The 15,157-nt window shown below is 68.6% G+C and carries 9 protein-coding genes and 1 pseudogene; 8 read left to right on the top strand and 2 right to left on the bottom strand.

Going from position 1 to position 15,157, the window contains the following annotated elements; translation table 11 throughout:
* Positions 1–46: 46 nt before the first annotated feature.
* From NS355_RS18820 to NS355_RS16335, 6 genes and pseudogenes are all read left to right on the top strand, one after another.
* Positions 47–1,513 (top strand): annotated as a pseudogene (locus NS355_RS18820) (Ig-like domain-containing protein); the annotation flags it as partial.
* Positions 1,514–1,607: 94 nt separating this feature from the next.
* Positions 1,608–6,275 carry a BapA/Bap/LapF family large adhesin gene (locus NS355_RS19350; protein ID WP_058746654.1) on the top strand — a complete coding sequence of 1,556 codons (4,668 nt, stop codon included), beginning with the start codon at positions 1,608–1,610 and terminating at the stop codon, positions 6,273–6,275.
* Positions 6,276–6,472: 197 nt separating this feature from the next.
* The gene (locus NS355_RS16350) at positions 6,473–7,726 is read left to right on the top strand and encodes a TolC family protein (RefSeq protein ID WP_244489722.1); all 1,254 of its coding nucleotides are present in this window, start codon (positions 6,473–6,475) and stop codon (positions 7,724–7,726) included.
* Positions 7,723–9,879, top strand: a complete 2,157-nt coding sequence (locus NS355_RS16345) for a type I secretion system permease/ATPase (RefSeq protein ID WP_058746652.1) — start codon at positions 7,723–7,725, stop codon at positions 9,877–9,879. The genes NS355_RS16350 and NS355_RS16345 overlap by 4 nt, the downstream gene beginning before the upstream one ends.
* Positions 9,876–11,063: an HlyD family efflux transporter periplasmic adaptor subunit gene (locus NS355_RS16340; protein ID WP_058746651.1), complete on the top strand. Its 1,188-nt coding sequence runs from the start codon at positions 9,876–9,878 to the stop codon at positions 11,061–11,063. The genes NS355_RS16345 and NS355_RS16340 overlap by 4 nt, the downstream gene beginning before the upstream one ends.
* A gap of 77 nt (positions 11,064–11,140) precedes the next feature.
* Positions 11,141–11,596, top strand: coding sequence for a winged helix DNA-binding protein (locus NS355_RS16335; protein ID WP_084788052.1), 456 nt, complete (start codon positions 11,141–11,143; stop codon positions 11,594–11,596).
* Between the two features lie 6 nt (positions 11,597–11,602).
* Here NS355_RS16335 and NS355_RS16330 read toward each other — a convergent pair whose 3' ends face one another.
* Positions 11,603–12,442, bottom strand: a complete 840-nt coding sequence (locus tag NS355_RS16330; RefSeq protein WP_058746650.1) for an IclR family transcriptional regulator — start codon at positions 12,440–12,442, stop codon at positions 11,603–11,605.
* A 76-nt stretch (positions 12,443–12,518) separates the two neighbouring features.
* Positions 12,519–13,535, bottom strand: a complete 1,017-nt coding sequence (locus NS355_RS16325; RefSeq protein ID WP_058746649.1) for a zinc-binding alcohol dehydrogenase family protein — start codon at positions 13,533–13,535, stop codon at positions 12,519–12,521.
* Positions 13,536–13,674: 139 nt separating this feature from the next.
* Between NS355_RS16325 and NS355_RS16320 the strand changes: the two genes are divergently transcribed.
* Entirely contained in the window at positions 13,675–14,013 is a 339-nt protein-coding gene (locus NS355_RS16320) for an L-rhamnose mutarotase (RefSeq protein WP_058746648.1), read from the top strand.
* Entirely contained in the window at positions 14,010–15,128 is a 1,119-nt protein-coding gene (locus NS355_RS16315) for a D-mannonate oxidoreductase (RefSeq protein ID WP_058746647.1), read from the top strand. Before NS355_RS16320 ends, NS355_RS16315 begins: the two co-directional genes overlap by 4 nt.
* Positions 15,129–15,157 lie beyond the last annotated feature (29 nt).

Raw genomic sequence — 15,157 nt, 5'->3', positions numbered from 1 at the left:
GACCCAAGCCGATGCGGCGGGCAATGTCTCCCAGCCGCTCGCGCCCGTGGCGCCCGACCTCACCGCGCCGCTTGCCCCCATCGGCACCGTCTCGGCGGACGGCACGCTGGTCAACGGCACCGGTGAGCCCGGCGCGACCGTCACGGTGCGCGACGCCGCGGGTCAGCCGCTCGGCACGGCGCAGGTCGCTGCGGACGGCAGCTTCTCGGTGCCGCTGGCAAGCGCGCAGCTCAACGGTCAGACCCTGTCGGTGGTCCAGGCCGATGCGGCGGGCAATGTCTCGCCACCGCTGGCGCTGACCGCACTCGACACCACCGCACCGATCGGACTGACCGCCAGCGTCGACGCCACCGGCATCATCGTCAGCGGCCAGGCGGAGGCGGGCGCGGCCATCACCGTGCGCGCGCCCGATGGCACGATCATCGGTACCGGCACGGCGGGCGCCACCGGCGCCTATGCGCTGACCCTGACCACCGCGCAGCTGAACGGTCAGGTGCTTCAGGTGACGCAGGCGGATGCGGCGGGCAACACCTCTCCACCCAGCCCCGCCACCGCACCCGATCTGACCGCGCCGCTCGCCCCCGTCTTCACGCTCGACGGCACCGGCGCCAATGCCACCGGTAGCGGCGAGGTCGGGGCCATCGTCACCCTGCGTGACGCCAGCGGCACGGTGATCGGCACTGGCCAGGTCGGCGCGGACGGCAGCTTCAGCGTGCCGCTGACCCCCGCCCAGGCCAATGGCGGGACGGTCAGCGCGACGCTGACCGATGCGGCGGGCAATGTCTCCATCCCGACCAATGCCCTCGCCCCCGACATCACCCCACCCGCTGCCCCGGTGGCGGCGCTGGATGCGACGGGCACCATCGTCAGCGGCCAGGGAGAGGTCGGCGCGACCGTCACGGTGCGCGACGCGGGCGGTGGCGTGCTCGGCACCGGGATCGTCGGGCCGCAGGGTGCCTATACGGTCATCCTGTCCGCCCCCCAGCTCAATAGCCAGGTGCTGAGCGTTATCCAGGCGGACGCCACGGGCAATGGATCGCTCGCGACCACCGTGACCGCGCTCGACCGCACGGCCCCGGACGCGCCGGTGGCGACCGTCTCGGCAGATGGAACGGTGATCACTGGAACCGGCGAAATCGGCGCGACGGTGACGATCACCGATCCGGTCGGGCTGGTCCTCGCCACCGTGCCGGTGAACCCGGACGGCAGCTTCAGCGTGACGCTGGCCACCGCGCTGACCAATGGACAGCTGCTGACCCTGACCCAGGCGGATGCGGCGGGCAATGTATCCGCCGCCAGCAATGCGGTCGCACCCGACCTGATCCCCAACGACACGCCCGGCGCCCCGACCGCGATCATCGCCCTCGATGGCGCGAGCGTTTCGGGCACCGGACAGGTCGGCGCGGCGATCATCGTGCGCGACGCCAATGGCGCGGTGATCGGCAATGCGCAGGTCGCCGGAGACGGCAACTATACCGCCACGCTGACCACGCCGCAGCGCAATGGCGAGACGGTGCGCGTGACCCAGACCGATGCCGAGGGCGATGTCTCGCCCCCCGCCACGGTCATCGCCCTCGGCATCGGTCGCCCCCGACGCGCCCACTGCCATGATCGACCCGACCGGCTCGCTGGTCATGGGGACGGGCGAGGTCGGTGCGACGGTGCGGGTGCTCGACGCCAACGGCGCGACGCTCGGCACCGCCATTGTGGCCGTGAACGGCGCCTATGCCGTGACGCTCGCCACGCCGCAGGTCGACGGCCAGCCGCTGACCGTCGTGCAGAGCGATGCGGCGGGCAATGCCTCGCCCGCCTCCCCCGTCATCGCCCCCGACCTAACCGCGCCGCTCGCGCCCATCGGCATCGTGTCGGGCGACGGCACGAGCCTGACCGGCACCGGTGAGGTCGGCGCGACCGTCACCATCCGGGGTGCCGGTGGTGCGGTGCTGGGCAGCGCCGTGGTCGACGCGAACGGCAATTTCACCGCCCCGCTGACTCCGGCCCAGGCGAACGGTCAGGTCGTGACGCTGACCCAGGCGGATGCGGCGGGCAATATCTCGCCCATCGCGCAGGCCACCGCGCCCGACATCACCGCGCCCATCGGCCTGACCGCCGCGATCAACGGCGCAGGGAACCTGGTCACCGGCACCGGCGAGGCTGGCGGCACCGTCACCATCCGCGACGCGGGCGGCACGGTGCTGGGTACGGCAATCGTCGCTGCCAACGGCACCTATGCCGCGATCCTGACCCCGGCCCAGCTCAACGCGCAGGTCTTGCAGGTCACGGAGGCCGATGCGGCGGGCAATGTCTCGACGCCCGCCACCGTCATCGCGCCGGACCTGACCGCCCCGCTGGCCCCGATCGGCACCATATCGGGTGACGGCACCACGCTGACCGGCACCGGGGAGGTCGGTGCGACCGTCACCATCCGCAGCCTGGGCGGTGCGGTGCTGGGCACCGCCGTGGTCGATGCGAACGGCAATTTCACCGTGCCGCTGACCCCGGCCCAGGCCAACGGCCAGATCGTGACGCTGACCCAGGCGGATGCGGCGGGCAATGTCTCGCCGCTCGCCCAGGCCACCGCGCCCGACATCACCGCGCCCATCGGCCTGACCGCCGCGATCAACGGGGCGGGCAATCTCGTCACCGGCGCGGGCGAGGCGGGTGCGACCGTCACCATCCGTGATGCGGGCGGTGCGGTACTGGGCACGGCGGTCGTCGCCGCCAATGGCACCTATGCCGCGATCCTGACCCCGGCGCAGTTGAATGCGCAGGTGCTGCAGGTGACGCAGGCCGATGCGGCGGGCAATGCCTCGACACCCGCCACCGTCATCGCGCCCGACCTGACCGCCCCGCTCGCGCCCATCGGCACGGTGTCGGGCGACGGCACCAGCCTGACCGGCACCGGCGAGGTCGGCGCGACCGTCACCATCCGGAGTGCCGGTGGTGCGATCATCGGCACCGCCATCGTCGATGCGAACGGCAATTTCACCGCTCCGCTGACCCCGGCCCAGGCCAATGGCCAGATCGTGACGCTGACCCAGGCGGACGCCGCGGGCAATGTCTCGCCCCTTGGCCAGACCACCGCACCCGACATCACCGCGCCCGTAGGCTTGACCGCCGTCATCAACGGGACGGGCAGCGTCGTGACCGGCACCGGCGAGGCGGGCGCGACCGTCACCATCCGCGATCCCGGCGGCACGGTGCTGGGCACCGCCATCGTGGCGTCGAATGGCAGCTATGCGGTGACCCTGACTCCGGCGCAGCTTAATGCCCAGTTGCTGCAGGTGAGCCAGGCGGATGCGGCGGGCAATGTCTCGACGCCCGCCACCGTCATTGCGCCGGACCTGACCGCCCCGCTCGCGCCCATCGGCACCGTGACGGGCAACGGCACCACCCTGACCGGCACCGGCGAGGCGGGCGCGACCGTCACCATCCGGGGTCTGGGCGGCGTGGTCATCGGCACCGCGCTGGTCGACGCCAACGGCACCTTCACCGCATCGCTGACACCCGCCCAGGCCAATGGTCAGGTCGTGACGCTGACCCAGGTCGACGCGGCGGGCAATGTCTCGCCCATCGCCCAGGCTACCGCGCCCGACATCACCGCGCCTACCGGGCTAACCGCCGCGATCAACGGCGTCGGCACGCTGGTCACGGGTCAGGGTGAGGCTGGCGCGACCGTCACCGTGCGCGATGCAGGCGGCAATCCGATCGGCACCGCCATCGTCGCGGCGAACGGCAGCTATACGGTCACGCTCACCACGGCGCAGGCCAATGGCCAGGCGCTGACCGTGACCCAGGCCGATGCGGCGGGCAATGCCTCCGCGCCCAGCCCGCTGACCGCGCCGGACATTACGCCACCGGCCTTGCCCGTGGCCACGATCAACGGCACGGGCACGATCGTCACCGGCTCGGGCGAGCCCGGCGCGACGGTACGGATCCTCGGCGCGCAGGGACAGCTGGTCGGCACTGCGGTCGTCGATGCGAACGGTGCCTATACCGCCACGCTGATCGTCCCGCAGGCCAATGGCCAGGCACTGACCGTCACGCAGGCGGACGCCGCGGGCAATGTCTCGCCCCAGGCCCCGCTGGCCGCACCCGACATCACGCCTCCGGCGACCCCCACCGCTGCGATCAACGGCACGGGAACGATCGTCACCGGCACGGGCGAAGCCGGTACCACGGTGGAGGTCCGCAACGCGGGCGGCACCGTCGTCGGCACTGGCACGGTGGCCGCAGGCGGCACCTTTGCCGTCACGCTCGCCACGCCGCAGGTCGCGGGCGAGACGCTGAACGTCGGGCTTCGCGACGGGGCGGGCAATGTGTCGGGCACGGTCGCGGTCATCGCGCCCTTCGACATCAGCGCGTTCGACAATGTCGCCACGGCACAGGTCGATCTGGTGCCGGTGCAGACCAACGAAACCCTGGGCAATGCCAATTACACGGCCCTCGTCTCGCTCGGGCTCGTCAATCTGAACGCACAGGTCCTGGCCATCCCCAATGTCCAGTTCACGGTGCAGCAGGGCCATACGCTGGATGCGACCTTCACCTATGACGCCACCCTGTCGCTGGGCGTCGCCAGCGGTTACTCGGTGGTGCTCCAGCGGTTCGACGGCACCAACTGGGTCGCGGTGAACGGCGGCGGCAATTCCTCGCTGCTGGAGGTCAGCCTGCTGGGCGGCAATCTCGTCGCCACCGCCGACGATCTGGCGCCGGGCCAGTACCGGGCCTTCGTCACCTTCGACAATACGGCGGGCGTCGGCCTGCTCGGCGGGCTCAGCGTCACCGGCGTGGACTCGGACTTCACCGATGTCGGCCAGATCGTGCCCGTCGTGACGAACGGCAATGTCATCACCGATCCCGGCCCCACGGGTCAGGTCGATGTGGTCAGCCCGCAGACCCGCGTCGAAAGCGTCACGCTGAACGGGGTGACGACCGCCGTCACCGGCAGTGCCACGGTGGTCGGGCAATGGGGCACGCTGATCATGGGCAGCGATGGCCGTTACAGCTACACGCCCAATGCCGATACCGCCGTGCTCGGCAAGACCGACCGCTTCACCTATACGCTGTTCGACGCCAGCGACGGCGAGCGGGAGAGCGCGACGCTGACCATCTCGATCGGCAGTCCGGACATCACCGGCGCGCCGATCGCGGTGAACGACGTGGCGACCGCGGCGGCGACCTTCGTCAATGTCGTGGAAACCGTCCCGGCCACGGTCGACTCGTCCTTCGCCACGCCGACCGCCATCGCGCTGACCGGCGCGCGGACGGGTCAGATCACCGACAGTTTCACGGTCGATGCGAACAGCGTCGCCAACGTCACCCTGACGGCGGCGATCGCACCGGGCCTGTCGGTCGTGCCCAGCTATACCATCACCGTCACCAATGCGGCGGGCGCGGTGGTCGGCACCGCGTCCGGCACGGCCCTGATCGGGGCTGGCGGGTTGGTCGGCTCGGGCATCAGCGTGACGATCAACAACCTGCCCTCGGGCACGTACAACTACACCGTCACCAGCACCAACACCCTGGGGCTGGGTTATACCACCAATGTCTATGTCGCGGAGACGGTCACCCATCTCGACCGGTTCGCCCTGTCCGGCACCACGCCGGTCAGCGGCGACCTGCTGGCCAACGATACGCTGGGCAGCGATTTCCTGGGCATCAAGATGCTGGTCGGCGGCACGTTCGTGGATGTCGGCGATGCAGGCCGAACGCTGACCGGCACCTATGGCACGCTGACCGTCAACGAGGTCGGGCAGTATAGCTATCAGCCCTTCGCAAACCTGGGCTATGCCGCGACCGATCCGATCGACCGCTTCACCTATCAGATCGTGCAGCCCGACGGGCAGGTCTCGACCGCGCGGCTGGACGTGGCGATCGACATCAACAACGGCGTCGCCCCCGTCTTTCCGACGACGCTGACCGCCTTCGCGCTGGAGGAGCCGGTGCAGGTGCACAGCGATGTCGTATCGATGGCGCTGGCGGTCGATCAGGACGCGGTGCCGCTGTCCCTGGACCAGGCGGATGCCAACATCGCGCTGTCGCTGATGGAGGACCAGGGCAGCATCGAGGATGTGCTGTCCCGCTATCTCGACGCGCAGAGCCCGGCAGGCGAAACCCTGCCGAGCGAATCTCTTGCCGACGCGGGTGATTCTTCGCCGATGCCAAGTGCTTCGGACATCAGCGCACAGGACCCGGTGACGCATGATCCGCTCGGCTATCTGACCGTTTCGGTCGATCCGGAACAGGAAAGGCTGGCGACCCTGCATCTGGTCTGACCATCTTGCGCATACATCCGAAAACGGAGTTGATTTCGGGCGCCGAAGGGGTTTCCCTTCGGCGTCTAATCCCTTTTTGTTTAAATAGTTTAGTCAGCCTCTTTGTCAGGAGAGGTCACAATATGCGGTCGATGAAGCGAGAGTGGCGAGAACGCTACCAGATGCGATCGATACGGTTCGGGAGGGTGATGATCGCGATGAGCGCCATCACGGCCACGGCGGCGGCGGACCCCGCCGTCGTGACGATGGAAAGTGCGATGCACGAGGTCCTGGCCTGGCACCCTTCGGTCGTCCAGGCGACGGCGACCATCGAGGCGCGGGCTGAGGATATCGAGGTCGCGCGGGCAGGCTATCTGCCCCGGATCAGCGCGGGCGTCGGCAGCGGCTATGACAACCGGCTGGGCAGTGCCTGGCGGCCCCGCCCGCAAGTCTCCGCCTCGCAGATGATCTATGATTTCGGCAAGGTCGCGGGCGCGGTCGAGTCCGCCCGCGCGGGCACCCGGATCGGCCGCGCGGACCTGTTGCTGGCGGTCGACGGGCTGATCCGAGATACCGGCTTCGCCTTGGTCGAGGTGCAGCGCAACGCCGCGCTGCGGACAATCGCGATGGAGCAGCTGGGCCGTATCCGCGAGATCAGCGCGCTGGTCGACCAACGGTTCGGCAAGGGGGCGACCACCCGCTCCGACGCGCTTCAGGCGCAATCGCGCGTCGCCGCCGCCGAAGCGACGCTGACCCGGATCGAGGCGGAGCAACGCCGCTGGACGACCAGCCTGGCCTTTCTGCTGGGCCGCGAGACGGCACCGGTGGTCGACCCGGCGGTGCCCGACTGGCTGATGGCCAGCTGCAACCGTGCCGCGACCGTCGAATGGGCCGACATCCCCGCGATCATGCGCGCCCGGGCGCAATATGAACAGGCCAGCGCCGAAAGCCGCCGCGTCCATGCCGCACGCCTGCCCACCATCGCGCTGGCGGGCGACGCCGCGACCGATGTCGCCTCCCCCTTTTCCGACCGAAGCCTCTACAATTTCGGGCTGAACGTCAGCAGCGACGTGTTCGGCGGCAATGCCGTGCGCGCCCGCGCGCGCAGCGCCGATTACGGAGTCCGCGCCGCGCAGGCCGCCGAACAGGCCGCCCGCAACGAGGTGGGCCAGGCGCTGGCCGCCACGCAACAGCAGGTCGCCGGGCTGTCGCAACTGCTCGGCACGCTGGCCGAGCGACAGGACAATATGGTCGAGACCGGCAAGCTCTATCGCCTGCAATATCTCGATATGGGCACGCGTACGCTGGTCGACCTGCTCAACGCCGAACAGGAATTGCAGCAGGCGCGCTTCGATGCGGTCAACACCACCCACGACCTGCGGCGGCTGGCGATCGAATGCCTTTATTATTCCGGCCGGGCGCGTGACGATTTCGGGCTGACCGGCTCCTCGATCCGGGGCGTGACGCTATGAGCGGCCCGACCCAGCCCCAAACCGATCCGCTCGGCTGGATCGACATGATGGGGCAGGTCGCACGCCATTACCGCATGCCCTTCGCCGAGCAGCGCGCGCGGCTGACGACCTTGTGGCAAGGCGGCGGCGACGAAGAGGCGCGCGTCCGGGCGCTGGCGCGGGCGAGCGGCCTGTCGGTCCGCTTCGTGGTGCCGGGCGCGATGCGGCTGACCAGCTGGCGACTGCCGGTCATCGCATGGCTGAACGATGGCGAGCTGGCGCTGATCACCGGCATCGATGCCGACGGCCAGGCGGTCTTCTCGGTCGCGGGCGAGGAAGGGCAGAACGCGCAGCGCCCGCTGTCCACCCTGGTCGAACAGACGCGGATGTTCGTCGTCCCGCGCCCCGCCCGCTCGGCGAAGGATATCCGAGTCGACAGCTATATCCGCCCCTTCGAGGAGCATTGGCTTCGCAGCCTGCTCCTTCAGGACATGAAGGGCTATGGCCATGTCGCCATCGCCTCGGTCGTCACCAACTGCCTGGGGCTGGCGGGGGTGCTCTTCTCGATGCAGGTCTATGACCGCGTCGTCCCCGCCCAGTCGATGCCAACGCTCTACATCCTGTTCATCGGCGTCATCCTGGCGACGGGCTTCGATTTCGTCCTACGCCGCCTGCGCGTCGGGATCACCGACATATTGGGCAAACGCGCCGATCTGCGCCTGTCGGATGTGGTGTTCGGCCATGCGCTGCGCGTGCGCAACCGGGCGCGGCCGACCTCGACGGGCACCTTCATCGCGCAGCTTCGCGATTTGGATCAGGTGCGCGACATGCTGACCTCGACCACTGTCGCGGCGGTGGCGGACCTGCCCTTTTTCTTCCTGTTCCTGGTCATCCTCGCCTTTATCGGCGGGTCGCTGGCGCTGGTGCCGGTGGTGGCCCTCATTGCGTTGTTGCTGCCCAGCCTTTTGGCTCAGCGCCGTTTGCGCGCCTATGCGACCGAATCGATGCGCGAGACCTCGCTGCGCAACGCCCTGCTGATCGAATCGGTACAGGGGATCGAGGACATCAAGACCCTCCAGGCCGAGGAGCGTTTCCAGCGCCAGTGGAACCACTGCAATGCGGTGGCGGGGGAGGCGCAGCTGCGGCTTCGTGGTCTCACCGCCAGCCTGTCGACCTGGGCGCAGAGCGTGCAGAATGCGGTCTACGCCACCGTTATCTTCGTCGGCGCGCCGATGGTGATCGCGGGCGACATCACGACCGGCGCGCTGGTCGCCACCTCCATGCTGGCCAGCCGCATGATGGCACCGATGGGACAGGTCTCGCACCTTCTCGGCCGCTATCAACATGCGAAGGTCGCGGCGAACAGTCTGGACCAGATCATGGGCCTGCCGGTCGACAATCCCGATGCCGAGCATCGTATTCCCCTGCCCTCGGTGGATGGCCGCTTTGCCTTACGCGGCGCGGTGTTCACCTATGCCGACCCCAACGCCCCGCCCGCACTGACCGTGCCCAGACTGGAGATCGCGAGCGGCGAGAAGATCGCGCTGCTGGGGCGCAACGGCGCTGGCAAGTCGACGCTGCTCCAGGGGCTGTCGGGCATGTTGCAGCCGGTGTCGGGCGAAATCCTGCTCGACGACCTGGCGCTGCACCAGATCGACCCTGCGGATGTCCGCCGCGACGTGGCGCTGCTGACCCAGAACAGCCGATTGTTCCACGGCACGCTGCGCGAGAACCTGACCATGGGCGCGGTGACGGCCAGTAACGAGACGATCCTTGCCGCGCTCGACATGGTGGGCGCGATCGACTTCATCCGGCGGCTGCGCGACGGGCTGGAGCATGTCGTACTCGAAGGCGGGCTGGGCCTGTCGGGTGGTCAGCAACAGGCGCTGCTGCTCGCCCGCCTGCTGATCCGCCAGCCGCAGGTCATGCTGCTCGACGAACCCACCGCCGCGATGGACGAGGCTGCCGAACGCCTGTTCATCGATCGCTTCCGCGTCTGGGGTCAGGGCCGCACCGTCATCGTCGCGACACACCGGATGCGCGTGCTCGAACTGGTCGACCGGATCATCGTCATCGATCAGGGCCAGATCCTGCTCGACCAGCCCAAGGCGGCGGCGCTCGCCACCATGCAGGGTGCGGCCCAGAGACAGACTGGCCGGAGTCAGGCGGCATGACCGCGCTCACCCATCCCACCGACCTGCCCTTCGCCGATGAGGGCGCAGCCCCGCTGCTGGCGGCCAAGCGGATGAACTGGGCGCTCGCCGCGCTGTTCGTCGTACTGCTGGTCTGGGCCTGGTTCGCCAAGCTCGATGAAGTCGCGACAGGCACCGGCCGCGTTGTGCCGACCAGCCGCGAACAGGTGCTGCAATCGCTGGAGGGCGGCATCCTCGCCAAGATGCTGGTCCGGCAGGACGATATCGTGAAGCCGGGCCAGATCCTCGCCCAGCTCGACCCGACCCAGGCCGGATCGACCGTCGAGGAAAGCGCCGCCAAATACCGTGCCGCGCTGGCCGCGCAGGCGCGGTTGCAGGCAGAGGTGAACGGCACCCCGCTGACTTTCTCGCCCGAGCTGAACGCCTTTCCCGCGCTCAAGGCCGAGCAGCAGCGGCTCTATGATGCCCGCCGCCGCAGCCTTGCCAGCTCGATCGGGCTGATCGACGAGTCGCTGGCGCTGATCGGGCGCGAGGTCGGCATCGGCGAGTCGCTGATCGAGGTCGGTGCGGCCAGCAATGTCGAGGTGCTGCGCCTGAAGCGCCAGCGTGCCGATCTAGACCTCAAGAAATCCGACCTGCGCTCGCAATATATCGTCGAGGCGCGGCAGGACCTGGCCAAGGTCAGCGAGGAGGTAGAGGCGCTGGCCCCCGTCGTGCGCGGCCGCTCCGACACGCTGAGCCGCCTGACCCTGCGCTCGCCGGTGCGCGGCGTGGTCAAGAATATCGAGGTGTCGACCATCGGCGGCGTCGTGCCCCCCAACGGCAAGATCATGGAGATCGTGCCGCTGGATGAGCGCCTGCTGGTCGAGGCGCGCATCCAGCCGCGCGACATCGCCTTCATCCGCCCCGGCCAGCGCGCCAGCGTCAAGATCACCGCCTATGACTATGCCATCTATGGCGGGCTGGAGGGCAAGGTCAGCAGCATCTCGCCCGATACGATCCGCGACGAGGTGAACCCGGACGTCTATTATTACCGCGTCTTCGTGCGCACGACGGCGGACTCGCTGGTCAACAAGGCGGGCAAGCGCTTTCCGATCGTGCCCGGCATGATCGCCACCGCCGACATCCACACGGGCAGCAAGACCGTGCTGCAATATCTCCTGAAGCCGCTCAACCGCGCCCGCGAAGGACTGCGCGAACGATGACCGGCCATCCCCGCCTCTCCCATCCGCCGCCATGCCATGGACAGGACCGTCCATCGCCCTCAGCCAAGGATCACCTCATGCCCAAGGATCTTGCCGCTTTCTATCATCCCCCCGCCCATCGCGGCATCCGGCCGTCCGCCATGCGGGAGGTCACGGCCCCCAGCCTGCTTGATCTGGCGCGCCAGACCCAGTTGATGCGCGCCACGACCGCACAATTCTTTCCGCGCGACGTGTTCCGCGACTCCGCCTGGGACATGATGCTCGAGCTGTTCATCGCCGATCAGCAGAACCGGCCGATCTGCGTCAAGGAACTGATCCTCGTCTCGGGCGAAAGCGCCACTAGCGCGCTGCGACGGATCGACCGGCTGGAAGGAGCCGAACTGCTCCAGCGGCGCACCGACCCGGCGGATCACCGGCGGCTGGCCGTCACCCTGACCGACCGGGGCATCAAGGCGATGACGGCGATGTTGCAGCACCTGTATCTGACGATGGGCAACGGCACGCACCGGGGCACGGAAATACGCCCCGACTGATCGGCGCTATCCGTATGATGCGGGCGACCCGTTGCCCGCATCGCCCCCGCGATACCCGAGCGCTTGCGAGATGCGGGCGGTGGTTTCGATCAGAATCTGCGTCGCCTCCGCGATCGAGCATTGCTGTGATCCGTCGATCGTCTCCAGAAAGGGGATGGTCAGCGCCGCCATGCAGTCGCCGCCGAAACCGAAGACCGGCGCGCTGATATCCGTCACGCCGCGCGTGATCGGGCTCTCGCGCAGTCCATGCCCCTGAATGCGCACCCGTTCCAGTTCCCTGGCCAGCGGCACGCGGTCGATGACGCGGCCCTGCGCCGCCTCCGCCCGGTCCAGGATGCGGCCCAGCTGTGCCGGTGCGGCAAAGGCGAGCAGCACCTTGCCCGAACAGCTGGCGACAATATCGATCGACGCGCCCATGCGCAGCGCAAAGCCGCGCGTACCGGGATTCTCCTCGCGCGCGATGACCAGCCCCGCCCCGCCCTCGATCACCACCAGATGGCAGGACTGGCCGACATGCAGTGCCAGCGACTGCATCTCGGGCAGCGCGGCGGCGGTCAGTTGCCGGGCAGGCGTGGCGCGATACGCAATGTCGAGGAATTTGTAGGTGACGCGGTACCGATCGTCGATCGGGGACTTTTCGAGGTAGCGCGCCTCCTCCATCACCACGACGATGCGGAACAATTCGCCCAGCGAACGCCCCAGCGCCGTCGCCATCTCGCTGACCAGCATCCCGCCCGGATGGTTGGCCAGCAGCTCGATGATCAGGAACGCCTTGTCCAGCGCGGGTGCGGCATAGCTGCCCTTGCGCGTCCGTCCTTCGCTGGTCCTCGCCCCGTCGTCCGTCATATCGTCCCTCACCGACCGAGGATTAGGACGATGGCCCGCCGCGGGCAAGCGAAGTTGCCCGCGGCCCCTGGTCCGCTCAGGCGATGGTGACGATCGCCTTCAGCACCGAATCCGCCTCGTCGATCAGTTGGGGCAGGCGCGTCGGCGCCTCGTCCAGTGTCAGCGTGTGGGTGCGGATCGCGTCGGTCGGCACCGCGCCGTTGCGGATGCTGGCGATCACATGGTCGAAATCCACCGACAGCGCGTTGCGGCTGGCGATCAGAGTCGTCTCGCGCTTGTGGAATTCGGGATCGGGAAAGATCAGATCGTCCTTGCACACGCCGACCAGCGTATAGCTGCCGCCATGCGCCACCCAGTTCAGTCCGGCGCGCATCGCGTGGATGTTGCCGGTGGCGTCGAACACATGGTCGAACATCTCGCCCGAGGTCATCTCGGCCAGCGTCGCACCCAGCGCATCGTCGGCGACCACGCCCTCCGCAAAGCCCAGATGGTCGCGCGCATAGGCCAGGCGCGGCGCGCGCGTGTCGGCCAGCACGATCCGGCCCGCCCCGGCGATCCGCGCGAACAGCGCCGCCGCCACGCCGATCGGCCCGGCGCCAATCACCGCGACGCTTTCCCCCTCGGCGACGCCGGCACGGCGCACCGCATGGGCACCGATCGCCAGAAACTCGACCATCGCCGCCTGGTCGAGCGACAGGCCGACCGCATCGATCACCGCACTTTCGGGCACCGCCAACAGCTCGCACATGCCGCCGTCCCCATGCACGCCGAGAACGCTGATCCGGGCGCAGCAATTGGGCTTGCCGCGGCGACAGGCGCGGCAGGTGCCGCAGGCGATATAGGGGTTCACCGTGACCACCTGTCCGACCGTGAAGGCCGAACCCTCTGGAACCTCGGCGATTTCCCCCGCGAGCTCATGTCCGATCAGCCGGGGATATTCGAGGAACGGATGCTTGCCGCCATAGATATGATAGTCGGTGCCGCAGATCCCGGCACGGCGCATCCGGATCAGGACCTCGCCTTCTCCCCGAACCGGCACGGGCCGATCCTCGACACGGATGTCATGCGGCTGGACACAGACCAGTGCCTTCATTGCGACCCTCTCCAAATTCCCATATGCGATTTCACTCTCACATATGCCATTGCTGGCAAGAGATGGGAACGCTAAAACATCCTCTGGAGGATAGGACGCAAAGAATTGGTCCTACCGTCTCGGAGAGAGGAGGCCCGAATTGGCCCGACGCCTGTGTTTCGCCCTGGATCTGGTCGCCGATGCCGATCTGATCGCCGAATATGAAAAGGCCCATGCCCCCGGCGCGGCCTGGCCCGAAGTGACCCAGGCGATCCGCGCCAAGGGGTTCCTGTCGATGGAAATCTGGCGGACCGGTGACCGCCTGTTCATGATCGCCGAGGTGGCCGACGACTTTCCGCGTGCCATTCCGGCCGAGCTGGCGGCCATAGACGGCCGATGGGAAGCGGCGATGGACCGTTTCCAGAAAACCCTGCCTCATGCCGCGCCGGGCGAGAAATGGGTGGGCATGGACCGCATCTTCTCGCTGGACGCGCAATGAGCGAGGCGGCGGTCATCCTGCAATTCGGCACCAGCCGCTTCCTGCAGGCGCATGTCGACCTGTTCGCCGAGGAGGCCCGTGCGGCCGGGCAGGCGGTGCCGCCGATCGTCATCGTCCAGACCACGCGCGATCCCGAACGGGCGCGGCGGCTGGCCGGTTTCGCCGACCCGGCGGGCTTTCCCGTCATCCTTCGCGGCCTGCGCGACGGCGCGCGCCATGAGCGGACCGTCCAGGTGCGCAGCGTGCGCGAAGGGCTGAGCGCGGCGGGCGACTGGGACCGGCTGGTCGATCTGGCGGTCGGGGCGGCGACGCATATCGTCTCCAACACCGGCGACAGCGGCTATGCCATCCCCGACGCGGACCGGACCCCGCCCGTCCATGGCCAGGTGCCGGCGAGCTTTTGCGGGATGCTGACTGAATTGCTGTACCGGCGCTGGCAGGCGGGGCGTGCGGGCGTCACGCTGCTGCCCTGCGAACTGGTGGTGCGCAACGGCGACGTGCTGCGGGCCGCGATTCGGGGGCTTGCACGGGATCAGGGGCGCGAGGCGGCGTTCCTCGACTGGTTGAAGGGCGAGTGCGTCTGGGCCAACACCCTGGTCGATCGCATCGTCAGCGAGCCGCTTCATCCGGCCGGTGCCGTCGCCGAACCCTATGCCCTCTGGGCGATCGAGCGCCAGCCGGGCCTGGACCTGCCCTTCACCCATCCCGACATCGTGCTGACCGACGATCTGGCGCGGTATGAACGGCTGAAGCTGCACATCCTCAATCTCGGCCATAGCTGGCTGGCGGCGCGCTGGCATGACGGCGGCGGCGCGGCGGACCTGACGGTCCGCGAGGCGCTGGCAGACGCGGATACGCGCACCGCGCTGGAGCGGGTGATGGCGCAGGAGGTGCGGCCGGGCTTTGCCGCGCACGGCATGGCGGACGAAGCACATGCCTATATCGCGACCACCCTGGAACGCTTCGCCAATCCGTTCCTCGACCACCGACTGTCCGATATCTTCCAGGGCCACGCGGCGAAGATCGACAAACGGGTCAGCGGCTTCGTCCGCTGGGTCGATACGTCGGGTGAGACGGTTGCGATGCTGGAACTGCGCGCGCTGGCCGAGCAGTAGAGCTGAGCCTTCCCACCTCCGTTCAGCCT

It is taken from the genome of Sphingomonas yabuuchiae (assembly GCF_001477495.1).
Classification (GTDB): Bacteria; Pseudomonadota; Alphaproteobacteria; order Sphingomonadales; family Sphingomonadaceae; genus Sphingomonas; species Sphingomonas yabuuchiae_A.
Note: the sequence above shows the minus strand (reverse complement) of the source record. Positions and strands in the feature narration are given on the sequence as shown.

Coding starts and splice junctions, on each gene's coding strand:
- NS355_RS16330 (WP_058746650.1), bottom strand. CDS start 12,442: ATGACGGACGACGGGGCGAGGACCAGCGAAGGACGGACGCGCAAGGGC.
- NS355_RS16325 (WP_058746649.1), bottom strand. CDS start 13,535: ATGAAGGCACTGGTCTGTGTCCAGCCGCATGACATCCGTGTCGAGGAT.
- NS355_RS16340 (WP_058746651.1), top strand. CDS start 9,876: ATGACCGCGCTCACCCATCCCACCGACCTGCCCTTCGCCGATGAGGGC.
- NS355_RS19350 (WP_058746654.1), top strand. CDS start 1,608: ATGATCGACCCGACCGGCTCGCTGGTCATGGGGACGGGCGAGGTCGGT.
- NS355_RS16335 (WP_084788052.1), top strand. CDS start 11,141: ATGCCCAAGGATCTTGCCGCTTTCTATCATCCCCCCGCCCATCGCGGC.
- NS355_RS16345 (WP_058746652.1), top strand. CDS start 7,723: ATGAGCGGCCCGACCCAGCCCCAAACCGATCCGCTCGGCTGGATCGAC.
- NS355_RS16350 (WP_244489722.1), top strand. CDS start 6,473: ATGAGCGCCATCACGGCCACGGCGGCGGCGGACCCCGCCGTCGTGACG.
- NS355_RS16315 (WP_058746647.1), top strand. CDS start 14,010: ATGAGCGAGGCGGCGGTCATCCTGCAATTCGGCACCAGCCGCTTCCTG.